This window comes from Pseudomonas peli, assembly GCF_050563605.1.
GTDB lineage: Bacteria > Pseudomonadota > Gammaproteobacteria > Pseudomonadales > Pseudomonadaceae > Aquipseudomonas > Aquipseudomonas peli_A.
In genome coordinates, this window is record NZ_JBNXUH010000021.1 from 1 (window position 1) to 23704 (window position 23704).

General features: G+C 62.3%; 20 protein-coding genes. 6 read left to right on the top strand and 14 right to left on the bottom strand.

Translation table 11 applies throughout. The features are described from left to right. The coding region (locus tag ACQ4LH_RS18305; RefSeq protein ID WP_430698546.1) for a PAS domain S-box protein at positions 1 to 2618 on the bottom strand (2618 nt) is incomplete at its 3' end. A gap of 426 nt (positions 2619 to 3044) precedes the next feature. Between ACQ4LH_RS18305 and phhA the strand changes: the two genes are divergently transcribed. The 5 genes from phhA to ggpS all read left to right on the top strand — a co-directional run bounded on the left by phhA (position 3045) and on the right by ggpS (position 9422). Further along, on the top strand, positions 3045 to 3881 hold the full coding sequence (gene phhA / locus ACQ4LH_RS18310) for a phenylalanine 4-monooxygenase (protein WP_430698515.1): 837 nt from the start codon (positions 3045 to 3047) through the stop codon (positions 3879 to 3881). A gap of 60 nt (positions 3882 to 3941) precedes the next feature. Next, positions 3942 to 4295: a 4a-hydroxytetrahydrobiopterin dehydratase gene (locus ACQ4LH_RS18315; RefSeq protein WP_430698516.1), complete on the top strand. Its 354-nt coding sequence runs from the start codon at positions 3942 to 3944 to the stop codon at positions 4293 to 4295. Further along, complete coding sequence (locus ACQ4LH_RS18320; RefSeq protein ID WP_430698517.1) at positions 4292 to 5485, top strand: amino acid aminotransferase; 1194 nt, start codon at positions 4292 to 4294, stop codon at positions 5483 to 5485. Before ACQ4LH_RS18315 ends, ACQ4LH_RS18320 begins: the two co-directional genes overlap by 4 nt. 286 nt (positions 5486 to 5771) lie before the next feature. After that, positions 5772 to 7058, top strand: coding sequence for an MFS transporter (locus ACQ4LH_RS18325; RefSeq protein ID WP_430698519.1), 1287 nt, complete (start codon positions 5772 to 5774; stop codon positions 7056 to 7058). A 96-nt stretch (positions 7059 to 7154) separates the two neighbouring features. After that, a complete protein-coding gene (ggpS, locus tag ACQ4LH_RS18330; RefSeq protein ID WP_430698520.1) occupies positions 7155 to 9422 on the top strand; it encodes a glucosylglycerol-phosphate synthase in 2268 nt (755 codons plus the stop codon). 52 nt (positions 9423 to 9474) lie between these two features. Here ggpS and ACQ4LH_RS18335 read toward each other — a convergent pair whose 3' ends face one another. The 5 genes from ACQ4LH_RS18335 to zwf all read right to left on the bottom strand — a co-directional run bounded on the left by ACQ4LH_RS18335 (position 9475) and on the right by zwf (position 13675). Then, positions 9475 to 9894, bottom strand: a complete 420-nt coding sequence (locus ACQ4LH_RS18335; RefSeq protein ID WP_160087104.1) for a VOC family protein — start codon at positions 9892 to 9894, stop codon at positions 9475 to 9477. Between the two features lie 33 nt (positions 9895 to 9927). After that, entirely contained in the window at positions 9928 to 10347 is a 420-nt protein-coding gene (locus ACQ4LH_RS18340) for a YciI family protein (RefSeq protein WP_430698521.1), read from the bottom strand. Positions 10348 to 10814: 467 nt separating this feature from the next. Continuing rightward, on the bottom strand, positions 10815 to 11486 hold the full coding sequence (locus ACQ4LH_RS18345; RefSeq protein ID WP_430698522.1) for a bifunctional 4-hydroxy-2-oxoglutarate aldolase/2-dehydro-3-deoxy-phosphogluconate aldolase: 672 nt from the start codon (positions 11484 to 11486) through the stop codon (positions 10815 to 10817). 19 nt (positions 11487 to 11505) lie between these two features. Further along, positions 11506 to 12219, bottom strand: a complete 714-nt coding sequence (pgl, locus tag ACQ4LH_RS18350) for a 6-phosphogluconolactonase (protein ID WP_430698523.1) — start codon at positions 12217 to 12219, stop codon at positions 11506 to 11508. Next, positions 12206 to 13675, bottom strand: coding sequence for a glucose-6-phosphate dehydrogenase (gene zwf / locus ACQ4LH_RS18355; protein ID WP_430698524.1), 1470 nt, complete (start codon positions 13673 to 13675; stop codon positions 12206 to 12208). The genes pgl and zwf overlap by 14 nt, the downstream gene beginning before the upstream one ends. A 180-nt stretch (positions 13676 to 13855) precedes the next feature. Between zwf and ACQ4LH_RS18360 the strand changes: the two genes are divergently transcribed. Continuing rightward, on the top strand, positions 13856 to 14716 hold the full coding sequence (locus ACQ4LH_RS18360; protein WP_430698547.1) for a MurR/RpiR family transcriptional regulator: 861 nt from the start codon (positions 13856 to 13858) through the stop codon (positions 14714 to 14716). A gap of 28 nt (positions 14717 to 14744) precedes the next feature. Here ACQ4LH_RS18360 and ACQ4LH_RS18365 read toward each other — a convergent pair whose 3' ends face one another. The 8 genes from ACQ4LH_RS18365 to ACQ4LH_RS18400 form a co-directional block, all read right to left on the bottom strand. Beyond that, the gene (locus ACQ4LH_RS18365) at positions 14745 to 15569 is read right to left on the bottom strand and encodes a D-hexose-6-phosphate mutarotase (RefSeq protein ID WP_430698525.1); all 825 of its coding nucleotides are present in this window, start codon (positions 15567 to 15569) and stop codon (positions 14745 to 14747) included. A 112-nt stretch (positions 15570 to 15681) separates the two neighbouring features. Next, positions 15682 to 16893, bottom strand: coding sequence for a maltoporin (locus tag ACQ4LH_RS18370; protein ID WP_430698526.1), 1212 nt, complete (start codon positions 16891 to 16893; stop codon positions 15682 to 15684). A 109-nt stretch (positions 16894 to 17002) separates the two neighbouring features. Then, positions 17003 to 18160, bottom strand: coding sequence for an ABC transporter ATP-binding protein (locus ACQ4LH_RS18375; RefSeq protein ID WP_430698527.1), 1158 nt, complete (start codon positions 18158 to 18160; stop codon positions 17003 to 17005). 25 nt (positions 18161 to 18185) lie between these two features. Further along, positions 18186 to 19019 carry a carbohydrate ABC transporter permease gene (locus ACQ4LH_RS18380; protein WP_430698529.1) on the bottom strand — a complete coding sequence of 278 codons (834 nt, stop codon included), beginning with the start codon at positions 19017 to 19019 and terminating at the stop codon, positions 18186 to 18188. Further along, positions 19012 to 19920, bottom strand: coding sequence for a carbohydrate ABC transporter permease (locus tag ACQ4LH_RS18385; RefSeq protein ID WP_430698530.1), 909 nt, complete (start codon positions 19918 to 19920; stop codon positions 19012 to 19014). Before ACQ4LH_RS18385 ends, ACQ4LH_RS18380 begins: the two co-directional genes overlap by 8 nt. 152 nt (positions 19921 to 20072) lie before the next feature. Next, entirely contained in the window at positions 20073 to 21326 is a 1254-nt protein-coding gene (locus ACQ4LH_RS18390; protein WP_430698531.1) for an ABC transporter substrate-binding protein, read from the bottom strand. Positions 21327 to 21482: 156 nt separating this feature from the next. Next, complete coding sequence (locus ACQ4LH_RS18395) at positions 21483 to 22907, bottom strand: ATP-binding protein (protein WP_430698548.1); 1425 nt, start codon at positions 22905 to 22907, stop codon at positions 21483 to 21485. A gap of 19 nt (positions 22908 to 22926) precedes the next feature. Beyond that, complete coding sequence (locus ACQ4LH_RS18400; RefSeq protein ID WP_430698532.1) at positions 22927 to 23655, bottom strand: response regulator; 729 nt, start codon at positions 23653 to 23655, stop codon at positions 22927 to 22929. Positions 23656 to 23704: the final 49 nt, after the last annotated feature.

Sequence of the window (23704 nt, forward strand, 5' to 3'; positions counted from 1 at the left end):
GTCGCCGCCGGCGTCAGTTGTGTAAAAGAGACRRMRGAGAMAGCTGAAGDTCCKGCCCGGCNGCCRGGCCCGCTGCSCCCCGCCCCGCCCCCGCCCATAAGCGACGCCAGTTGCTKGGCAAKGGCCRGGCCGAGACCGGTACCGCCATAACGGCGGGTGGTCGAGGCATCGGCCTGCTGGAAACTGGTGAACAGCTGCCCGCACTGCTGCTCGGTAAGGCCAATACCGGTATCGCTGACCTGGAACTCCAGACAAAGGTCATGCGCAGCGGTGTCGCGCAGGGCCACAGCGACCTCGATCCGCCCCTGTTCGGTGAACTTCAGCGCGTTACTCAGGTAATTGAGCAAAATCTGGCGCAAGCGCAGCGGGTCGCCATGCAGCTGATCCGGCACCTGCGGCAGGATTTTCAGCTCCAGTTGCAGGCCCTTGCCGAGAATGCGCGGCTGCAGCAGGCCGGTGGTCTCGTGCAGCAGCTGTTCGAGGCTGAAGTCCTGGGTGTCCAGTTCGAGCTTGCCGGCCTCGATCTTGGAGAAATCGAGAATGTCGTCGAGGATACCCAGCAGGTGCCGGCTGGAACTCTGCACCTTGCTCAGGTAGTCGCGCTGGCGCTCATCCAGGGTGGTCGCCAAAACCAGATGGGTCATGCCGATGATGGCGTTCATCGGCGTACGGATCTCGTGACTCATATTGGCCAGGAACTCGGCCTTGACCCGCGCCGCAGTCTCGGCCAGCTCGCGCGCCTCACGCATCTCCGTGGCGGCGGCCTGCTGCAGCGAGATGTCCTGGACGATCCAGATCGAGCCCTGCTCGAGATCCCCTGGGCACACCGCGCGGGCACTGAGGCCGGCCCAGAACAGGCTGCCATCCTTGCGCCGCACCTGCATCTCGCGGCGGAAGGTCGAGCCCTCATGCAGTTGCTGGCGAATCCCGGCGACAAATTCCTGATTGAGCAGCTCGCCCTGCCAGATGGTAGCGGGCTGCTGCAACAGCTCACCCTCGGCATAGCCGAACACCTCATGCAGGCTGGAGTTGGCCTGCACGATCAGCCCACCGCGGATAAAGGCGATGCCATAGGGCGCCGCCATCAGGATCGCCCGTTGCTGCTCGTGGGCCAGCTGCAAACGCCGCTCATGCTGCTTGCGCAGGCTCAGATCGCGGATCACCACGCACATCGATTGGCTCTCGCCCTGGCGCGATGGCAGCGCCGACAGACGCACCTCGTTGGGAAACTCGCTGCCATCGAAACGCAGCGCCATACCCTCGCCCACGCTGATCCGCGTGGGGTTGGCCTGGAAGGCCTGCAGGATGCTGCCTAGCGCCTCACGCTGGTCGTACGGCACCAATGCCTTGAAGTGCCGGCCGAGTAACCCGCCGCTCGGATAGCCGAAAATGCGCTCGCATTCGAGGTTGGCCAAGATGACCTGCCCCTGCTCGTCGAACACCAGCATGCCATCGGGCGCCGCCTCGACGATGCCACGGAACCAGCTTTCCGTGGTGGCCAACGCGTGCTGTTGCACTTCCAACTGCCGCGCTTGCTGATGCGCCTGGTGCAACAGCGCCTGCTTGTACTCACGCTGCAACAGCAGCCCCCACCAGGCGCAGATCGGCTCGTGCAGGGCGCTCAGCAGTGCCAGCTGCTGGGCACTCGGCTGCTGCGCCAGGCGCAGCTCGACGATGCCCTGCAGTTGGCCGTCGTGCAGCAACGGCAGGTGATAGCGCAGGCAGCCTTCGCTGCTCGCCACGCTCAATTCGTCCTCGCTGAAGGAGACCGTGCTACCTGGCAGCCACTGCGCCAAGCGCGCAACCAGGCAGGCGGTGAATGCCGTCTGGCTGGGGCTGGACTGCAGCTCCTGAGCCAGCTCACCGAGGCGATCCTTGGCCCATTGCTGGTGCAGGATCTGCTGGTTGACCTGGCGGTAGGCATCCAGGGCACGGGCCAGGGCACCTAATTCGTTGCGCACCCGACAGTTGACCAGGCTCTCGATGTCCTCACCCGCCTGCAGTCGCAGAGTCTGTTCGGTCAGCATACGCAGCGGCTTAAGCAGGCCGCGACGCACAAACAGCAGCATCACCAGCACCACATAAAACACGGTAACGATCAGCATCAGTGCAGCCAGGCGCTGAGCCGCCGTGGCCTGCTTGATCGACTCGGCCGCCTGCTGACTCAGCCGGACAAAGACACCATCGCGCAGTTCATCCAGCGCCCGGGCGATTTCCAGCTCGGTGTTTACATAAATCTGCTGCTCCAACTGCTGGCTGGCACCGTGAGCGGATCGCTCCGTTATGGCCAGCTGCTCCATCTGCACCTGCAGCCCATTGAGTTCGGCGGTACGCCGCAACAACCGTTTTTCCTGCGGCAACAGAGGCAAGCCCAACAACTGTGCGCGCATCTTGGTGACGCCGCCTTCCCGGCTCAGCTGGCGATACTGTTCTCGATAGGCATCATTGCCAGAACTCACATACAGACGGGCGTACTGGGTCATCAGCCGATTATCAGACGCCAGCTGCGCAGTGAGCGCGGTTACCTCGAAACGCTGCTGCGCCACCTGCAGGCTCTGCCGGTAATGCCGATCGGCCTGCCAGACACTGGCCAAGCAGGCGATGCCAATCACCAGCATGCCGCCTGCCAACCACTTGCTCAGTTTATCGAGACTCACTCGCTCACCCTCTTCGATCACGACTGCCAAGGCGCCGCAACAGGAGGGTTGCGGCGCCCGGAAATCCGGGATGGCATTGACCCACGGCCAGGGTGCCGCTGCTCTGAAATCCCCTGAAAAGCCATGAAGTGGGCGCTGAAAGATGCTGATTGGCTCAGCCGAGCACGCGTGGCGGTGGTCAAGCCAAGCATGCGCGCCCAGTCGGCCGGATTTTCTCTGAGAGGCCACCGATTACCGTCAAGTATTCGTGACAATCTTCGAGAGTAAGAAGGCGAAGAATGGCCGCACCGCCAGCTTCGTATTGTTTTTTTTACAAGCCAGCGCCTCGCCGAAGCCCTACTGCCCCATCCAACCAGATGCAGCGCCAATCCTTCTGCGGTACTGCTAGTGCAATACAACAAAACTCCGCGGCAGCGCCGCAGACGAGGAGGCAATGCAATGACACCCACGCAATACGTGGCTCGCCAACCGGATGACAGTGGCTTTATCGATTACCCGGAGGCTGAGCATCAGGTGTGGAATACCCTGATCACCCGTCAGCTCAAGGTGATTGAAGGGCGCGCCTGCCAGGAATACCTCGATGGTATCGAGCAGCTCGGCCTGCCTCATGAGCGCATTCCGCAGCTCGGCGAAATCAATCAGGTGCTGCAAGCCAGCACCGGCTGGCGTGTGGCGCGGGTGCCGGCGCTAATTCCGTTTCAGACTTTCTTCGAGCTGCTGGCCAGCAAGCAATTCCCGGTGGCGACCTTTATTCGCACGCCTGAGGAGCTGGACTACCTGCAGGAGCCGGATATCTTCCACGAGATCTTTGGTCACTGTCCGCTGCTGACCAACCCCTGGTTCGCCGAATTCACCCATACCTACGGCAAGCTCGGTTTGGCCGCCAGCAAGGAAGAGCGTGTGTACCTGGCGCGCCTGTACTGGCTGACCATCGAGTTCGGCCTGGTTGATACCAGCCAGGGCCAGCGCATCTACGGCGGCGGCATTCTTTCCTCGCCGAAAGAAACCCTCTACTGCCTGTCCGATGCGCCGCAGCACCTGGCCTTCGACCCGATTGAGGCAATGCGCACGCCCTACCGTATCGACATCCTGCAGCCGCTGTACTTTGTTCTGCCCGAGCTCAAGCGCCTGTTCGAACTGGCCCATGAAGACATCATGGCCATGGTGCAGCAAGCCATGCGCCTAGGCTTGCATGCGCCGAAGTTTCCGCCGAAAGCGGCATAACCTTTGTAGGATGGCCCGACACCCATCCTACGGCTCACTTTTGACCCTTGGAGAATCCCCATGTCCCTTGCCCAAGCCCAATGCGAAGCCTGCCGCGCCGATGCGCCAAAAGTCAGCGATGAAGAACTGGCCGAACTGATCCGCGAAATCCCCGACTGGAATATCGAAGTACGCGGCGACCATATGGAACTGGAACGGGTTTACCTGTTCAAGAATTTCCGCCACGCCCTGACCTTCACCAACGCGGTCGGCGCCATCGCCGAGGAAGTCGGCCACCACCCGGCGCTGCTCACTGAATGGGGCAAAGTCACCGTGACCTGGTGGAGCCATGAAATGCGCGGTCTGCACCGTAACGACTTCATCATGGCCGCGCGCACCGATGTACTAGCCGCCAGCGCCGAGGGCCGCAAGTGAGTCATTTCCACAGGATTGTGCGAGTGCCTGGCGACCCGATTCTCGGTCTGATGGACGCCTACCGCGCTGACCGTAACCCGGCCAAGCTCGACCTCGGCGTGGGCGTGTACAAAGACGCTCAGGGCCTGACGCCGATTCCGCGCGCGGTAAAGCTCGCCGAACAGCGACTGGTGGAAAGCGAAACGACCAAGAGCTATATCGGCGGCCATGGCGACCCACTGTTTGGCAGCCTGCTCAGCCAGTTGGTACTGGGCGCCGACAGCCCGCTGCTGGCCGAACGCGCTGGCGCTACCCAAACGCCTGGCGGTACCGGAGCGCTGCGCCTGTGTGCGGACTTTATCGCTAACTGCCTGCCGGGCCGTGGCATCTGGCTAAGCGACCCGACCTGGCCAATCCACGAGAGCATCTTTGCTGCCGCCGGCCTAAGCGTTGGCCATTACCCCTATGTCGGCGCGGACAACCAGCTGAATGTCGAGGCGATGATCGCCGCCCTCGCCCACGTGCCCAAAGGCGATGTGGTGCTGCTGCACGCCTGCTGCCACAACCCCACCGGCTTCGACCTCACACCGCGTGACTGGAAGCGTGTGCTGGAGGTGGTAAAAGCCCGCGAGCTGCTGCCGCTGATCGACTTCGCTTACCAGGGCTTTGGCGATGGCCTGGAACAGGACGCCTTTGCCGTGCGCCTGTTTGCCGCCGAGCTGCCCGAGCTGCTGATCACCAGCTCCTGCTCGAAGAATTTCGGTCTGTACCGCGAACGCACCGGCGCACTGATCGTCTGCGCCGAGACTGCGACAAAGCTGCAGGACGTGCGCAGCCAGCTGGCGTTTATCGCGCGCAATCTGTGGTCTACCCCGCCGGCCCATGGCGCGGCAGTGGTCGCCACTATCCTGGCTGACACCGAGCTGAACAGCCTCTGGGTCAGCGAGCTGGACGCCATGCGCCAGCGCGTCGCCAGCCTGCGCGCCGGGCTGGTTGAAGCCCTGCAACCTTACGGCCTGAGTGAGCGCTTTGCGCATATCGCGGTGCAACGCGGCATGTTCTCCTACACCGGTCTGAGCCCAACCCAGGTGCAACGCCTGCGCGATGAGTTCAGCGTGTATATGGTCGGCTCAGGCCGAGCCAATATGGCCGGGCTCGACGCTGAGCGCCTGGATCAGCTGGCCAGCGCGATTGCTCGGGTCTGTGGCTGAGCGAACTGCGAAAAGCATCGCAGCTAAAGCCCCTCCCACAAGTGGTCGCTGATCCTGTTGGAGGGGCTTTAGCCGCGACAGGGGCTGCCCCAAAGCGAGAGTCATGGTGGTGCAACAGGGTTTATCGGCGCCCTCGGCACGCGCATAAAGAGCGGCCGGGAATATCCATCGACCGTTTATCTATAAAATTAATCTTTCAAAAACAATAGCTTAATTCGTTACCCAGCTAAGCACTGGCACCCTTCATGCTTGCACTCAGCGGCATAGTTCCCTAGGGTAGGTCGCCATGTGGTCCCTGATTGCCCCTATCAGCTCGTTGCTCGGTGGGGTTGCTTTACTCCTCCTCGGCAATGGTCTGCTCAACACCCTACTGACCCTGCGTGGCGTCGCCGAAGGCTACTCCACCTCGATGCTCGGCCTGATTATGTCCGGGTACTTTGTCGGTTTTCTCCTTGGCACCTGGCTAGCGATTCCGCTGGTCCGCCGCGTTGGGCATATCCGTGCGTTTGCCTTTTGCGCCGCCCTCGCTGCCATCACCGCCCTGCTCCATGTCCTGATCGTCGACCCTTGGGTTTGGCTGGGTCTGCGCGTGCTCTACGGCCTGGCGCTGGTCAGCCTGTATATGGTGATCGAGAGCTGGCTTAACGCGCAGGTGCCCAACGACAAACGCGGCCAGGTGTTTGCCGTGTATATGGCGGTCAACCTCGGCGCGCTGGCCGCCGCGCAGCAGCTGCTCAATCTGGCCTCGCCGAGCGACTTCGTGCTGTTCGTGCTGGCCGCCATGCTGATCAGCGCGGCCTTGATGCCCATCACCCTGACCCGGCAGATCCAGCCCAGCGTGCCAGATACCCTGCACACCAATCTGCGCCAGATCGCTGGTATCGCCCCACTGGCGTTGGCCGCCGCGGGCTTATCCGGTCTGGCCCTCGGCGCGTTCTGGGGCATGGCGCCGGTATACGCCAGCCTGAACGGCTTCGATGCCACCGGCGTGGGTTTGCTGATGAGCAGCACGATTCTCGGCGGCGCACTGTTGCAATGGCCGATTGGCATCTACTCGGATAAACACGACCGTCGTCTGGTGCTGTTCTGGGTGGTGGCGCTGGCCGTAGTGGTCGCCCTGCTGATGAGCCTGCTACCGGCCGGTCGCCTGCTGCTCGGGTTGATATTTATCTGGGGCGGCCTGGCGTTTGCCATCTACCCGATTGCCGTGGCGCAGCTGATCGACCAATTGCACAGCGATGAAATCCTCGCCGGCTCCAGCAGCCTGCTAATGGTCAATGGCATTGGCTCGGTGTGCGGCCCGTTACTCGCCGGCCTGCTGATGCAGCACCTGGGCGCTCAGGCGCTGCCGCTGTATTTCGCCGCCACGCTCGGCCTGCTCGCGGCATACACGCTGTACCGCCTGCGCCATGTCAGCGACCTGGTCAGCGCACCGGCCGGGCACTTTATGCCCATGCTGCGGACCAGCCACACGGTGCTTGAGCTGATGCCCGATGCACCGCCCACAGACGACCCAGACTCCACTGACTCACATGAGGACCCGCCCAACCCGGCGCCGCAGACGCCTGGGTAAACCAAGAGACGAACGCCCCGTGGCGCAATCGTCCATAGCTCGTCGGCCTTTGTCGGCGCGTCACTGCACCCACTTAACTGGACAGGAAGACAGCGCATGTTACTTGCCACCGATCTCGATGGAACCTTTCTCGGCGGCGATCCCAAGGATCGCCTAAGCCTCTATCAAACCATCGCCGCCCACCCGGAAATCCGCCTGGCCTATGTCACCGGCCGCAGCCTGGAGTCGGTGCTGCCACTGCTGGCAGACCCGACCCTGCCGCAACCGGATTTCATCATCTCCGACGTTGGCGCCAGCCTGGTGCATGGCGACAGCCTGCAGCCAATCCAGCCGCTGCAAAGCGCGGTGGACGCCCTCTGGCCCGGCGACAGCCAGGTTGCCAGCGCCATCGAACGCTTTGCCCTGGAGCGTCAAGACGTACCGCAGGTGCGCCGCTGCTCCTACTTCTGTAGCCCCGAGCAGGCAGCCAACCCGGAGCTGCTGACAATTGCTGAAAGCCTCGGTTGCGACCTGCTCTACTCGGCCGAGCGCTATCTGGATTTCCTGCCCAAAGGTGTTAACAAAGGCAGCAGCCTGCAGGCGCTGATCGACTGGCTGGAACTGGACAACGACCAGGTGCTGACCGCTGGCGACACGCTCAACGACCTGTCCATGCTGAGCGGCCAGTTCAAGGGCGTCTGCGTAGGCGCATCCGAGCCGGGCCTGCTGCAGGCCACGCGGCAGTATTCGCGGGTATTCCATGCCGAGCGCGCCGGGTGCGGCGGCATTCTTGAGGCCTTTGTGCATTTTGGCTTTCTCGGCAAACAGGGCATCGCTGCCGAAGGTAAGCAGGTTGCCGACCCCGGTAAGGCCGATCTGGTGATGGTCTACCACCGCCTGCCCTATGAAGAATTCCGTGGCGCTGATGGCAAGCTGCAGCGCCGCCGCCCGACTTCACCCAACGGCATTATTCCGACCCTGCTGAGCTTCTTCGGCGATGGTCGCGCCGGTTCCTGGGTGGCCTGGGCCGAGCATGACGAAAACAGCGGGGAAACCTTCGACAGCCACACCACCGTGGATGCCGAGCGCTACCCAAAACTGACCGCCGCACGGGTGGCGCTGAGCAAGGAAGAGGTCGACATTTTCTACAAGCGCTTCTCCAAGGAAGCCTTCTGGCCGACCCTGCACACCTTCTGGGAGCGTGCGCAGTTCCGTGAAGACGACTGGCAGGTGTTCCTCAAGGTCAACCGCGCCTTTGCCGAACGCACCGCCCTGGAAGCAGCTGAGGGCGCCACCGTCTGGCTGCACGATTACAACCTGTGGATGGTCCCCGGCTACCTGCGCGAGCTGCGCCCGGATCTGCGCATCGCCTTCTTCCACCACACCTACTTCCCTTCGGCGGATGTGTTCAACGTGCTGCCCTGGCGCCGGCAGATCATCGGCAGCCTGCTGCAATGCGACTACATCGGCTTCCATATCCCGCGCCAGGTGGAAAACTTCGTCGATGCTGCGCGCGGCGTGATGCCACTGCAAACCGTCAGCCGGCAGAACTGCGCACCACGCTTTATCACCTATGGCTGCGCCGTGGGCCTGGAGCGTATGACCACCGCCGTGGACACCGGCAGCCGCGTGGTCAAACTCGGTGCTCACCCGGTGGGCCTGGATATCGAGCGAGTACGCAGCGCCCTGGCCGCGCCAAAGATCAGGCAAATGATGGAACGCCTGCGCGCCGAGCTTGCCGGGGTCAAACTGATTCTCTCGGTGGAGCGCCTCGACTACACCAAAGGCATTCTGGAAAAGCTCAACGCTTACGAGCGCCTGCTGGAGGAAAACCCCGAGCTGCTGGGCAAGGTCACCCTGGTGACCGTATGCGTGCCGGCGGCCAAGGAGATGACCATCTATGACGAGCTGCAAGGGCAGATCGAGCAAGCCGTGGGCCGCATCAACGGCCGCTTTGCCCGCATCGGCTGGACGCCGCTGCAGTTCTTCTTCCGCAGCCTACCGTTTGAGGAAGTTAGCGCCTGGTACGCCATGGCCGACGTGATGTGGATTACCCCACTGCGCGACGGCCTCAACCTGGTGGCCAAGGAATTTGTCGCCGCTCAGGGCTTGCTGGATGGGCGTGGCGTGCTGGTGCTCTCGGAGTTTGCCGGCGCTGCCGCCGAACTCAAGGGCGCCCTGCTGACCAATCCGCATGACCCGGTGGACATGGTGCAAACCTGTTACGTGGCGCTGAACATGCCCAAGGCCGAAGCCCAGGCACGCCTGCGTGAGCTGTTCGATATCGTCAACTACAACGATATCCGCCGCTGGGGCGATGAGTTTCTCGCTGCCGTCAGCGACCCGCAGGATCAACTGGACCGCGCCCTCGGGCTGGTCGGCTAGGCGGCAACGGCGCAGCTGCGTAGTTCAGCTGCGCCGAGCCAAGCCTGCATACCTAGCCCATCTGCGCATCAATATCGCAGTTAATCATCCAGCCGACGCCAAAGCGGTCGGTGAACATGGCAAAGCGCGTGGCCCAGAAGGTCGCCTGCAACTCCATCTGCACCGAACCGCCCGCCGACAGCGCTTTATACAGGCGCTCGGCCTCCGGCACGTTTTCCACCTGCAGGGAAACCGAAGCGCCCTTGATACCCTCGTACGCCATACCCGGAAAGGTGTCGGACGCCATCAGCAACTGATCGCCCACTGTCAGGCAAACGTGCATCACACGGTCATGAAACTGCTCCGGCACATTGCCAGCTTCCGGGCTTTCGCCCATGCGCATCAGCTCCAGACTGCCGCCCAGGCATTCGGCGTAATAGTTAAAGGCCGCTTCGCACTGGCCATCGAAGGTCAAGTAGGTATGGATCTTCATCTGCACTCTCCTTAGTACTTCTTCATGGTTGTTTTACGATTCAAGCCGCGTGCGCAGGCGTTCTTCCTGTTCACGCATCTCGGGGGTTAATTCGTCACCAAAATCCTCGGCCTCAAAAATCTGCCGGATCTCGATTTCGCTATCGCCTGGCATCGGGTTGGGGCAACGCTTGACCCACTCGATGCACTCCGCCAGAGACGCCACCTGGAAAATCCAGAAGCCGGCGATCAACTCCTTGGTTTCTATAAAAGGCCCATCCGTAACGCTGCGCTGGCTGCCAGAGAACTTTACCCGCACGCCTTTGCTGCTCGGCTGCAGGCCTTCACCGGCGAGCAGCACGCCCGCCTCAACCAGCTCTTCGTTGTAACGCCACATCGCCGCCATCAGTTCTTTACTGGGCATAAAGCCGGCTTCGGAATCTGCAGTAGCCTTGACTATCACCATAAAACGCATTGCCTTCCTCCTTGTTCGGTTCGGTAAACCGCACGCAGGGTGCGCTGTACGCGCCCTACTGCAGACAGCGAACCCGTGGCAGGGTTCTAAACCATAGTCGAGCGCGCGACAGACGAATCGACAGGCGTAGGAAATTTTTTTAGTTGAGTTACAGCGCTACTTTCACCACCGAGAGAACAAAGGTGACGATCAACCGCTCACCCAGCAGAACGCCCCACCAATGCAGCTGAGTGGCGTTGTTGCCCTTGCACTGGTTTTCCCCATGTACTGCTGGTCCATGTCGACACTGCTGAAGGCTGGATCGACCGGGTGTTCGCCACGGCCATGCCGCAGCCGTAAAGGCGCAGATTGCTCACGGCAACTTCGACTATTGCGCCGCCAAGGGGGGAGCTTACAGCTGCGGCTCAACTCCAACAGCGGAGGCGGCCCAGACCTTGCGGATGAGTTGGGCGCATAGCGCCCCTCGCTCAGCCCAGCAACTGCAAGGCCTCGCTGCTGCATTGCTGAATGCGTGCCCAGTCGCCGTTCCTGACCCACTCGCTGTCAAACATCCAGGTACCACCGACACACATCACGTTGTTTAGGGCCATATAGCGCTGCACGTTGCCTGGATTGATTCCGCCAGTGGGGCAGAATTTCACTTCACCGAAGGGCCCACCCAGGGCTTTGAGCGCCGAGGTGCCGCCGCAAACTTCTGCGGGGAACAACTTGAAGCGGCGGTAGCCAAGGGCATAACCAAGCATGATGTCGGAGGCGCTGCCAGTACCGGGCAACAGCGGTACCTCGACCTCCAGGCCGGCCTGCAGCAACTCGGCGGTCGAACCCGGGGTGACGATAAATTGCGCGCCGGCCTCAAGCGCCGCGTCGAGCATCTGCCGATCCAGCACCGTGCCGGCACCCACGCACAGCTCGGGGCGCTGTTCGCGCAGCAGGCGGATGGCCGTGAGGCCATGGGCCGAACGCAGGGTGATTTCCAGCACCGTCAGGCCACCAGCGGCCAGGGCATCGGCCAGCGGCAGGATATCCGCTTCTCGGGCGATGGTGATCACCGGCATGATCCGCGCCCGGGTGCAGATGCTGTCGATCTGGGCGATCTTCTCGGCCATGCGGGCCTGCGGGCTAGTCTCGTTGATGGTCATATCGGCTGGTCCTTCGGCCCTAAGGGCACCAGTAAATCTCAAGGGAAGAATGCAGCAAGGCGCGGATCGGCATGCTCACCACATCGCTGCCTGCCAGGGCCGCACGCAGAGTAGCCAGCTTATCCGGGCCCTGAATCGCCAGTAACGTCAGACTCGCCGCCGTCAGCAGTGGCAGGGTCAGGGTCAGACGCTGAGCCGGCTCACTGGGGGCCTGCATCGGCAAGACTCGGTTCGGGCAGTCGACCTGCAGAGCCAGGTCCAGATTGGGGCTGTTGGGAAACAGCGAAGCGGTATGGCCGTCGTCGCCCATGCCGAGCACCAGCACATCGATCGGCGGCAGGTCGACAAGGGACGCATCAGCCAGCTCGGCGGCCTGCTGCAGACTGCTCGCCACCCGATACAGGCCGAGAAACCGTACTTCGGCAGCCGGGCCGCGGAGCAGATGACGACGCACCAACCCCTCGTTACTGCTGGCGTGATTGATCGGTACCCAGCGCTCGTCCGCCAGGCTGATCGTCACCTTGTGCCAGTGCAGTGGCTGCTGCGCCAGAGCGTCGAAAAAGGCAATCGGGCTGCGCCCTCCGGACACCACCAGGGTCGCCTGACCGCGGCTTTCAATGGCAACCCGCAGCGCTTCGGCCACGACCACGGCCTGCGCCTCGGCTAGGGCCTGGGCATTGGCATGACTGTGGGCAACCACGCCCGGCGGCAGTTCGAGATCAGAGATCGCCATACCAGCTCCTCCCGTCACGGGTGATCAGGGCAATCGAGCCCATCGGCCCCCAGGAGCCGGCGGCATAGGGTTTGGGCGCGTCACCCAGGCGTTTCCAGCCGGCGATCAACTGGTCGCACCATTGCCAGGCGTGCTCGATCTCGTCTTTGCGTACAAACAGGTTCTGATTGCCGCGCATCACTTCCAGCAGCAACCGTTCGTAAGCATCGGGTACCCGGGCGCTGCGGTAGGTGTCGGAGAAATTCAGTTGCAGCGGGCCGCTGCGCAGTTGCATGCCCTTGTCTAGGCCCTGGTCCTTGGTCATCACCTGCAGAGCAATGCCCTCGTCCGGCTGCAGACGGATGATCAACTTGTTGCCGATCAGCTGGCGCTGCTCCGGATCGAAGATGTAGTGCGGCGGCGTCTTGAAGTGGATAACAATCTGCGACATTTTCTGCGCCATGCGCTTGCCGGTGCGTAGGTAGAACGGCACGCCGGCCCAACGCCAGTTGCGGATATCGGCGCGCAGGGCGACGAAGGTTTCGGTGTCGCTGCGGGTGTTGGAATTCTCTTCTTCAAGGTAGCCCGGTACCGCCCTGCCATCGCTACTGCCGGCCACGTACTGGCCACGCACCACCTGCTGGCTAAGCTGCTCGCCGGTGATCGGGGCCAGGGCCTTGAGTACCTTGACCTTCTCGTCGCGAATGCTGTCGGCGGAGAGGTCGCTGGGCGGGTCCATGGCAATCAGGCAAAGCAGTTGCAACAGGTGGTTCTGGATCATGTCGCGCAGCTGGCCGGCCTGGTCGAAATAACCCCAGCGGCCCTCGATACCAACCTTCTCCGCCACGGTGATTTCCACGTGGGAGATATGGTTCTGGTTCCACTGGGTTTCGAACAGGCTGTTGGCGAAACGCAGGGCGATCAGGTTCTGCACCGTTTCCTTGCCCAGGTAATGGTCGATGCGATAGATGCGGGTTTCCGGGAAGTACTGTGCCACCGCGTCGTTGACCTCGCGGGACGAAGCCAGGTCGTGGCCGATGGGCTTTTCCAGCACGGCGCGGGTGCGCTCGGCCAGGCCGACCGCCGCCAGGTTGGCGCAGATGCCGCCGTACACCGAGGCCGGGGTGGCGAAATAGGCAATCAACCGCTCACTGCTGCCAACCTGTTCGGCCAGCAATTGATAGTCGTCGGCCTTGAGGAAATCCATGCTCAGGTAGCTCAGGCGCGCCTGAAAGCGTTGCAGTACGGTGTCGTCCACCTCGGCGGCCGGCACATGGCGGCGCAGGTGTTGTTCGATCTGCTGCAGATACTGCTGCGCCTCGCCGGTTTCGCGGGCTAGGGCGAGAATCTGCGTATCGGCGTGCAGCAGCCCGGCCCGATCCAGCTGATAAAGCGCCGGAAACAGCTTGCGCAGCGCCAGATCACCCAGGGCACCAAACAAGGCAAAAGTACAAGATTCAACGATTATCGAAGGCATAATGTTTGTTCTTTTATCAATTTAAACTAGGAATACCCGACTTAACGGGTTTAATCAAGGCGATATGTAGTAATAAAACAACATAACAACAACTCCCACTCCGCAGTGGTCGCCGCCAGATCCAATCAGTACGATAGGCAAGCAAACTCAGTAAAGGTTTAAGGAATCAACATGGATCGCGTGCGCAATTTACTGGAGCAGATCCAGGGTCGACTCGACAGCCTGAACAAGGCCGAACGCAAGGTCGCCGAGGTGATCCTGCAAGGTCCGCAGCAGGCCACCCGCCTGAGCATTGCCGCCCTCGCCCAGGCCGCCCATGTCAGTGAGCCCACGGTCAATCGTTTCTGCCGCTCCTTCGGCGTCAGCGGCTACCCCGAACTGAAGATGCAACTGGCGCAGAGCCTGGCCAGTGGCGCTGCCTATGTCAGCCGCGCAGTGGAAGCCGACGACACGCCGGAAGCCTATACCCGCAAGATCTTCGGCAGCGCCATCGCCTCACTGGACAGTACCTGTCAGTCCCTCGACTCGCAGCTGATCAGCCGCGCCGTCGATTTGCTGATCCAGGCCCGCCAGATCCACTTCTTCGGCCTCGGCGCTTCGGCTTCGGTAGCCCTGGACGCGCAACACAAGTTCTTCCGCTTCAACCTGGCAGTCACCGCGCATTCCGACGTACTGATGCAGCGCATGCTGGCCTCGGTGGCACATACCGGTGATCTGTTCGTGATCATCTCCTACACCGGACGTACCCGCGAGTTGGTGGAAGTGGCACGCCTGGCCCGAGAAAACGGCGCCTCGGTACTCGGCCTCACGGCCGCCGGCTCGCCCCTGGCCCAGGCCTGCACCCTGAGCCTGCACATCCCACTACCCGAGGACACTGACATCTATATGCCGATGACCTCGCGGATCATCCAACTCACCGTGCTCGACGTGCTCGCCACCGGCATGACCCTGCGCCGTGGCGTGGACTTCCAGCCGCACCTGCGCAAGATCAAGGAAAGCCTTAACGCCAGCCGCTATCCGGTGGACGAGGAACTGCTGTAATTTGCCAAGGCGCCGTATATGGCCCCCCTCAACCTAACCGCGCCTGCAACACCAACACGGCCTCTTCACCCGGTTTGAGGATCAGGCTATCGGCGCCGCAACAGGCGGCCTGAACACTTAGAAAACCCAACGCCTCACTCCAGCCGACATCGGTCAAAGGCCGACTGCCGGGGTGCCAAACCACGCTGTTGGCAGCACCTTGCGTATCGATCAACAAGCTGCGCTGCCAGGCCAGATCCTGCAGCTGCAGGAGCCCGCCATGACGAAAGATGCGGTGGCAGCCATTCTCGACCCGCAACGCACCGCGCTGCTGGCAGTCGGCGCGCCTGAGCAGGTCATGGCCGTGGACACCCTCCAGGCCGAGCACGGTCACCCGCACCACATCGCTGACACGCCAATAGGCATGCAGGGCATGGCTCAGTTGGCAGGACTCGCTGTCCTGATGACTGCTGCGCAGGCGCAGACGCATGCCCTCGCCCAGCTCGGCTTCCAGGGTCACCTGCCAGTCACACAACTGCAATTGCCAGCGCAGGCGCACGCCCTGCTCGTCCACAGTGCAGTCCAGTAGTTCCCAATCGCTCAACCGCGCCCAGCCATGGGATGGCCAGCCACTCTCACCGGGATGTCGACCAAACCAGGGCCAGCACACCGGCACCCCACCACGAATCGCCCCACCGCGCTGCCAGTGACTGGCACACCAGAGCCAGGGCCGCTGGTCGCGGGGCTGGAAATGCAGCAGCTGCCCCCCCTGACGGCTGAATGCTGCCTGAAAGCGCGAATGCTCGATCAACAGCAGGTCGCGCTGCTGATGGCTGACCCAGCGCAGGCCGGGCTCTCCAGAGGGCGCAAACAACCCGGACAGGGGATGCTCGGCGGCAAACCCTGGCCGGGTTGTTGGCGCAGCTATGGGGGCGCCTGAAGCAGCCCCATAGCGGGCCCTGTTACTCGGCTTGGCAGGCACCGGCCTATTTCCACCAGTATTCGACCTGTACGCCGAAGTTGGAGCCATGCCGAGCATTGTCGAAAGCACCGCTGTCCGACAGCGCCGAACCGGCGGCGATCAAGCTGGCCGCGCGTTGCGCCGCTTCGTTCCAGCTGGCATAGGTGTAGTACAAGCGCACTTCCGGACGTGTCCAAAAACCTGGACCGGCCGGCGACCAGGTCGGCGCCACAGTGAACTTGGTCAGCTTGCGCGTACCGTCGGTGGCATCAACCTGATCATGGCCCAACTCGCCGACCAGCTTGAACTGCTCGGTAAAGGCGTAGCTGGTACGCCCGCCGACCGACAGCCAATCCTGGTCGTCGCCATCAGGACGGATGTCCTTCTGGTAGATGAACTGCACCTGGCCGCCCAGGCGTGGCGTAGCCTGCCAGTCAAAGAACTCGACCAGGCGATAGCTCTTGTTGTCGCGTTCCAGGGTCACGTCACCGGTGTAACCCAGGCCCGTACCGGGGCCGCGGCCGTACTGCAGGGCCAGGGTGTTCTTGCCGCCGAGGAAATCGCTCTGTTTGTGCTGCGCGGTGATCGCCCAGCCGCTGTGGGCATCGGTGCTGTCGGGCTTGTCGATATAGCTCAGGCCGAACTCCAGCTCACCGCCCGGATTGACCTTGAAGCCGGCGACGTTGAAGTCGTGGCGATTGATATAGGGCTCCTGGAAATAGCTGTCCTTGCGCGAAAACGCGTAGCTGTATTTCAGCCCACCCAGCTCGAAGTCCTCGATACCGGCGCCGGTACCGCTCTGGTTCCAGTAGAAGAAGTCAGAGATATGGATATCGTTACGCTTGTAGAAGCGCCGCCCGGCCCAGACCGAACCGCCATTGAGCGCACTGACGTTGCTCCACTCCGCGTACATCTGGTTCATCCGCGCGAAGCCGTAATCGCCGGTGAACTTCGGCGTATGGCCATAGGCGTTATACAGCTGCGCCATGCCCTCGACGCTGAGTACCGAGCCGTCGTCGAAGCTGGCCAGATCCTGACGCAGATCCAGCTCGATGTACTGCTCACACTCGTTGCCCAGGCGGTATTTCGACTGCGCGCCCGGTAACTGGAAGCAGGATTGCGTACCGCCGTTCTCCGAACCGCCGACGCCGCTACGGGCGTAACCCGTAAACTCCAGCGCGCTCGCGGCCTGAGGCAAGGCCAGGCTACCGAGGGTCAGTGCCAGGCCGAATTTCATTGCTGCTCTCATGTTTACTCCTTCTTGTTTTTATTGTTGTAACGCTTGCTGCAGGGTCCCAAAGGCGCGGATGTGGCAGGCGCCCTCGGAGATGTTTAGCTGCGTAGTCTCAGCGGCTCTTGAACTGGGCGACCTTGCTTGCCTGCTCAACCGTTTGCGGCTTTCCCGGCAGCAGGCGCTCGCCACTCTGAGCGTCGAACAGCAGCACCTTGCTCGGGTCGAATTGCAGCTCTAGGGTTTGTCCCACCCGGGGCGCATCGTCTGGGGCCATGCGGCAACACACCTTGGTCTGATTCAGCTCGACGAACACCAGGGTGTCCGGCCCGGTGGGCTCGATAACCTCGGCCTCGGCACGGATCGACGATTGATTGCGGCCCTCGGCCGTGGCCAGGAGGATCTGCTCGGGACGAATGCCGAGGATCACCTCGCGGTTCTCGAAGCCCGCCTCCATCGCCCCAAGCGGCAGTTCGCAACGTGCCTGACCCGAGTCGAGCAACGCCAGCAATTGACCGTCGCGGCGCTGCAGGCGCAGGGGAATGAAATTCATCGGTGGCGAGCCGATAAAGCTCGCCACAAACAGATTGGCCGGATCGTTGTAGATCTCACGCGGGGTGCCGAACTGCTGGATTATGCCGTCCTTCATCACCGCCACCTTGTCGCCCAGGGTCATGGCTTCGATCTGGTCGTGGGTGACATACACCGTGGTGGTCTTCAGGCGCTGGTGCATCAGCTTGATTTCGGTGCGCATTTCCACGCGTAGCTTGGCGTCGAGGTTCGACAGCGGCTCGTCGAACAGGTAGATCTTCGGCCGCCGCGCCAGCGCCCGCCCCATGGCCACGCGCTGCTGCTGACCACCGGAGAGCTGGCCGGGTTTACGGCTGAGCAAATGTTCGATCTGCAGCAGCTTGGCCACCCGCGCCACTTCGGCCTCGATATCGGCCGGCGCCATTTTGCGCATCTTCAGGCCGAAGGCGATGTTGCCGTGCACGGTCATGGTCGGATACAGCGCATAGGACTGAAAGACCATGGCGATATCGCGATCCTTGGGGCTCATGCCGCTGATGTCCTGATCGTCGACCAGAATCGCCCCGCCGCTGATCGCCTCCAGCCCGGCGATGCAATTCATCAGGGTGGATTTACCGCAACCGGACGGTCCCACGAGAATCAGAAACTCGCCGGAGTCGATTGAGATATCGATGTTCTTCAAGGTGTCCGCCAGGCCGCTGCCGTAGGACTTGTTGACGTTGCGCAGTTCGAGGGTTGCCATTGTTGTTTCTCCAATCTTGAAGGCGTCAGCCTTTCACCGCGCCGGCAGTCAGCCCGCGCAAGAAATATTTGCCAGCGAGGATGTAGACGACCAGCGTGGGCAGCCCGGCGATCATCGCGGCGGCCATATCGACGTTGTATTCCTTGGCCCCGGTGCTGGTGTTGACCAGGTTGTTCAGGGCCACGGTGATCGGCTGGGTATCGCCGCTGGCGAACACCACACCGAAGAGGAAGTCGTTCCAGATCTGGGTGAACTGCCAGATCAGGCAGACCATGATGATCGGGGTCGACATCGGCAGCAGGATGCGTCCGAAGATGGTGAAGAAACCCGCCCCATCCAGTCGCGCCGCCCGCACCAGGGCATCCGGAATGCTCACGTAGTAGTTGCGGAAGAACAGCGTGGTAAAGGCCATGCCATAGACCACATGGATCAGCACCAGGCCGCTGGTGGTATTGGCCAAGCCGAGATGACCGAGGGTGAAGGACGCCGGCAGCAGCACCACCTGGAACGGCAGGAAGCAGCCGAATAGCAGCAGGCCGAAGAACAGCTGTGAGCCGCGAAAGCGCCACATGGCCAGCACATAACCGTTCAGCGCGCCGATCACGGTGGAAATCAGCACCGCCGGGATGGTGATCTTCACCGAGTTCCAGAAGTAACCACCGACGCCATCCCAGGCTTTGAGCCAGCCGATGGCGGTAAACACCTCCGGCCAGGACAGCAGGTTGCCGGTGCGGATATCTTCCGGGCTCTTGAAGCTGGTCAGCAGCATGATGATCAGCGGGATCAGATAGACCGCACAGGCCGCCAACAGGGTGGCGTAGATGGCCAAACGGCTCAGGCTAAAAGCGCGATTAGTCATGGCGTTTGCCTCGCAGTTCGGAGTACAGGTAGGGCACCAGAATCGCCAGCACCGCGCCGAGCATCAGGATCGCGCTGGCCGCGCCGAGGCCCATCTGGCCGCGGGTAAAGGTGTGGGCGTACATAAACATCGCCGGCAGATCGGAGGCGTAACCGGGGCCGCCGGCAGTCATCGAGGCCACCAGATCGAAGCTTTTGATCGCGATATGCGCGAGGATCATCAGCGAGCTGAAGAACACCGGTCCCAGGCTCGGCAGCACGATACGCAGGTAGATATTCGGCAAGCTCGCCCCGTCGACCTGGGCGGCGCGAATAATCGACTGATCGACCCCACGCAAACCGGCGAGGAACAGCGCCATAACAAATCCCGAGGCCTGCCAGACCGCGGCGATTACCAGGCAGTAGACCACCCGATCGGGGTCCACCAGCCAGTCGAAACGAAAACCTTCCCAGCCCCAGTCACGCAGCATCTTGTCGATGCCCAGGCCTGGGTTGAGCAGCCACTTCCAGGCGGTGCCGGTGACGATCATCGACAGCGCCATGGGGTACAGAAAGATGGTGCGGATAAAGCCTTCGCGGCGAATGCGCTGATCCAGCAGCACCGCCAGCAGCACGCCAATCACCAGGCTGATGCTGATAAACAGACCGCCGAAGACCATCAGGTTCTTGCTCGCCACCCACCAGCGATCGTTGTCCCACAAGCGCGCGTACTGCTGCAGGCCAACCCAGCTGTAGCTGGGCATAAAGCGCGAGCTGGTGAACGAGAGGACAAAGGTCCAGAGGATGTAGCCGTAGAAGCCGACCATGATGATCAGCATGCTCGGTGCCAGCACCAGCTTGGGCAGCCAGCGCTGCAGCGCATCCAGCGGCGAGGCCTTGCTAAAGACGGCGATTGAACTCATGGGTAACTCCGTTGCGTGATGCGTTACCTACAAAACCCGGCACAGCCGATCCCCTGGCGCATGCTTTGCAGCATGCACCGGAGAAGGCAGAGGTTTATAAGCCGGCGGGTTGCACCCGCCCTACGTAGCGCTCTGTAGTGAGCGCCAGTGCTCTACTGCACGGCCTGAATGGCCGCTGCCAGTTGCTGGGCGGCCTTGTTCGGGTCGGCCTTGGGGTCGTTGAAGAAGTTGGTCACCACATCGAACACCGCGCCCTGCACATAGCTGGAGGCGGCCATGCCGTGCGCCATGCTTGGTTGCAGACCGCCACTGGCTGCCGCTTCCTTGAAGTCCTTCATCGAAGCCTGAGCGCAGGCATCGAAGGAACTCATGTCCATATCCGTGCGTACCGGGATCGAACCTTTGTTCTGGTTGAAGAACTCCTGAAACTCCGGCTCCATCACGGTGCGCGCCAGGTCTTCCTGAGCCTTGCGGTTTTCCGCATTGCTCAGCTTGAACATGGCCAGGGAGTCGATGTTGTAGGCGAAACTACCTTTGGTGCCGGGGAACGGCAGGCACTGGTAGTCCTTGCCGGCGACCTTGCCCGCGGCAGTCCATTCGCTCTTGGCCCAGTCGCCCATGATCTGCATGCCGGCCTTGCCGTTGATGACCATAGCGGTGGCGCTGTTCCAGTCACGCCCGGCGGCGTTGGCATCGACATAGCCGCGCAGCTTCTGCAGGGCGGCGAACACCTCGACCATCTTGGCGCTGGTCAGCACCGACTCATCCAGATCGACGAACGCCTTGCGGAAATCATCCGGGCCGAGCACGGCCAGGGCCAGGTCTTCGAACACGGTGCTGTCCTGCCAGGGCTGACCGCCGTGGGCCAGGGGCATAAAGCCGGCGGCCTTGAGCTTGTCGGCGGCAGCGAAGAATTCATCGAGGGTGGTCGGTGGCGTGGCACCAGCCTTGGCGAACACCTCGGGGTTGATCCACAGCCAGTTGACCCGGTGCACATTGACTGGCACGGCCACGTAGTCGCCGCCGAACTGCATCACCTTGATCACCTGGGGCGGCAGCAGCTTGTCCCAGCCATTCTGCTCGGCCACCTGATTGAGGTCGGCGAGCAGACCCAGCTCGCCCCACTCCTGAATGTCCGGGCCCTTGATCTGCGCAGCGGCAGGCGGGTTGCCGGAGACGGCGCGGGTTTTCAGTACGGTCATGGCCGCTTCGCCACCACCACCGGCGACGGCGAAGTCCTTCCAGCTATGGCCCTTGTCTTCGACCAGTTTTTGCAGGGTATCGGCGGCGCGCTTTTCGCCACCGGAGGTCCACCAGTGCAGCACTTCGACTTCGCCGGCATGGGCAGCCAGCGGCAGCAGGGAAACGAGGGAAATAGCAGTAGCCAGACGGGAGATCGCATTCATGAGCAGTAGTACCTTTATTGTTGTTATTCACGGGCAAGTCTGGTGCTTGCGCTGGAATCGAGTCTAACCAAGGGTCATTGCCCGGCGGGTAACGAAGGGATGCGCAAAGGTCACGGGATGGTTACAAAGCAGATTGCTACCGCGCCGTGTGAATCCCTAGGCATTGCGCGGCAGCCAGAGCGTCACCCGCAAGCCACCCTCACGCAGGTTGCGCAGGCTTACTTCGCCGCCGTGGGTATGGGCGATATTGCGCGCGATGCCCAGGCCCAGGCCGTAGCCCTGCTGCTGCCCGGCCAGGCGGAAATGCGGTTCGAACACCTGTTCCAGACGCTGCTCGGGCACCCCCGGCCCTTCGTCGTCGACATGCAGGACGAAGGCCTGGCCATCATCCTCGATATGCAGGTGGGCGCGTTCGCCATATTTCAGCGCGTTGTCCACCAGGTTGCCGATGCAGCGCTTGAGCGCCAGGGGCTTGCCTGGATAGGAGGCCAGCGCCTGACCATCGAGGGTCACCCGGCCATTGCCGGCCGGGGCCAGGTAGGGCTCGATCACGCAATTGAGCAGCTGGTTGAGTTCCACCGGCTCGATATTCTCGTGGATATCGGTGTCCTTGACGCATTGCAGCGCGCCCTTGACCAGCATCTCCAGCTCATCCAGATCACGACTGAACTTGACCTGCACGACCTCGTCGTCGAGCAGTTCGACGCGCAGACGCAGGCGGGTGATGGGGGTGCGCAAGTCATGGGAAATGGCGCTGAACAGCTGGCTGCGCTCGCGCAGGTAGCGGCCGATGCGTTCGCGCATGGCGTTGAAGGCGCGGCTGACCTCAACCACCTCACTGCCGCCCGCCTCGGCCAGTGGCTCGACCTCGCTACCCAGGGACATTTCCCGCGCCGCCAGCGCCAGGCGCTTGAGCGGCCGGCTCTGCCAATGCACCAGGATGCCGATAAACAGCAGCAGAAAACTGCTGGTGAGGATGATAAACCACAGCTGCTGAGCCGGCAGACCCTGCTGCTCCAGGCTGACATAGGGCTCGGGCATCAAAGAGGCAAGGTACAGCCATTCACCCGGGGCGATCTGGATCTGCGTCACCAACACCGGCGGATTAAGCGGCTCCAGGCTCAGGGCGTAATGGGCCCAGGAGCGCGGCAGTTCGTCGAGCGTTAGGGCGCTGTTGAAGATGCGCAGATCCTCCGGGCTGACGAACTGCACCAGCAGATCCAGGTCATTGCCCAGACGCTCACGCAGGGTTTCATCCACCGCATCCAGCACCGCGCGTTTGCGCGGCGTCTGCGGTAACACGCGCATTTCCAACGGTTTGTCGTTAAGCGAGACGAAGAAACGCGTGCCGCCCATATTGCGCAACTGGTCGAGGACCATCGGCCGATAACCCAGGGGCAGCGAGCGAAAGTAGCTGACGCTGGCAGCCATCGACTGAGCCAGGCTACGCGAGCTGGTCAGCAGGCCTTCCACCTGGCTGGCACGCAGCTGCGAGACCCAGATCAGGCTGGACAAGGCCTGGGCCAGCAACACCACCAGCAGGGTCAGCAGCAGCATACGGCCAAGCAGCGAGCGCGGCACCGGCAACCACTTGCGCAGGCTAATCGCCGACATAGGGACCCACCGCCGCCGCCAGCTGGTAACCACTGCCGCGTACGGTACGGATCAGCCGCGCCGGCTTGCCGGTATCGCGCAGACGCTGACGCAGGCGGCTGACGGCCATATCGACGATCCGCTCCAGCGGCATCAACTCGCGGCCGCGGGTGGCATTGCCGATGGTGTCGCGGTCGAGGATCTGCTGCGGGTGGTCGAGAAACAGCTTGAGCAGGGCAAAGTCGGCACCGGAGAGGATCACCTCCTCACCGTCGGCATGGAACAGACGGTGACTGACCATATCCAGCCGCCATTCATCGAAGGCCAGCACTTCGCTGCCGCGTTCCTGAGTGAAGTGCGCGCGGCGCAGCAGCGCCTTGATCCGCGCCAGCAACTCGCGCGGACTGAAGGGTTTGCCCAGGTAGTCGTCGGCGCCCAGTTCCAGGCCGATCACCCGGTCGGTTTCGTCCGAGCTGGCGGTGAGCATGATGATCGGCACCTGGGCAAACCGCTGGTGCTCGCGCACCCAGCGGCACAGGCTGAAACCATCCTCGTCGGGCAACATCACATCGAGGATCACCAGGTCCGCCGTCTCGGCGCACAGGCCCTGGCGGAAACCCGCGCCATCGCCGACGGTACGCACCGTAAAGCCGGCGCGGCTCAGGTAGGTGTGCAGCAGCTCGCGAATTTCCTGGTCGTCGTCGACCAGCAGAATGGATTTACCGGGCTGGCTCATGGTCCGCCGTCCTTATTGTCATGCACTCGCCAAAAATGGCATGTATAGC

Coding starts and splice junctions, on each gene's coding strand:
- ACQ4LH_RS18315 (WP_430698516.1), top strand. CDS start 3,942: ATGTCCCTTGCCCAAGCCCAATGCGAAGCCTGCCGCGCCGATGCGCCA.
- ACQ4LH_RS18325 (WP_430698519.1), top strand. CDS start 5,772: ATGTGGTCCCTGATTGCCCCTATCAGCTCGTTGCTCGGTGGGGTTGCT.
- ggpS (WP_430698520.1), top strand. CDS start 7,155: ATGTTACTTGCCACCGATCTCGATGGAACCTTTCTCGGCGGCGATCCC.
- ACQ4LH_RS18335 (WP_160087104.1), bottom strand. CDS start 9,894: ATGAAGATCCATACCTACTTGACCTTCGATGGCCAGTGCGAAGCGGCC.
- ACQ4LH_RS18340 (WP_430698521.1), bottom strand. CDS start 10,347: ATGCGTTTTATGGTGATAGTCAAGGCTACTGCAGATTCCGAAGCCGGC.
- ACQ4LH_RS18345 (WP_430698522.1), bottom strand. CDS start 11,486: ATGACCATCAACGAGACTAGCCCGCAGGCCCGCATGGCCGAGAAGATC.
- pgl (WP_430698523.1), bottom strand. CDS start 12,219: ATGGCGATCTCTGATCTCGAACTGCCGCCGGGCGTGGTTGCCCACAGT.
- zwf (WP_430698524.1), bottom strand. CDS start 13,675: ATGCCTTCGATAATCGTTGAATCTTGTACTTTTGCCTTGTTTGGTGCC.
- ACQ4LH_RS18370 (WP_430698526.1), bottom strand. CDS start 16,893: ATGAAATTCGGCCTGGCACTGACCCTCGGTAGCCTGGCCTTGCCTCAG.
- ACQ4LH_RS18375 (WP_430698527.1), bottom strand. CDS start 18,160: ATGGCAACCCTCGAACTGCGCAACGTCAACAAGTCCTACGGCAGCGGC.
- ACQ4LH_RS18380 (WP_430698529.1), bottom strand. CDS start 19,019: ATGACTAATCGCGCTTTTAGCCTGAGCCGTTTGGCCATCTACGCCACC.
- ACQ4LH_RS18385 (WP_430698530.1), bottom strand. CDS start 19,920: ATGAGTTCAATCGCCGTCTTTAGCAAGGCCTCGCCGCTGGATGCGCTG.
- ACQ4LH_RS18390 (WP_430698531.1), bottom strand. CDS start 21,326: ATGAATGCGATCTCCCGTCTGGCTACTGCTATTTCCCTCGTTTCCCTG.
- ACQ4LH_RS18400 (WP_430698532.1), bottom strand. CDS start 23,655: ATGAGCCAGCCCGGTAAATCCATTCTGCTGGTCGACGACGACCAGGAA.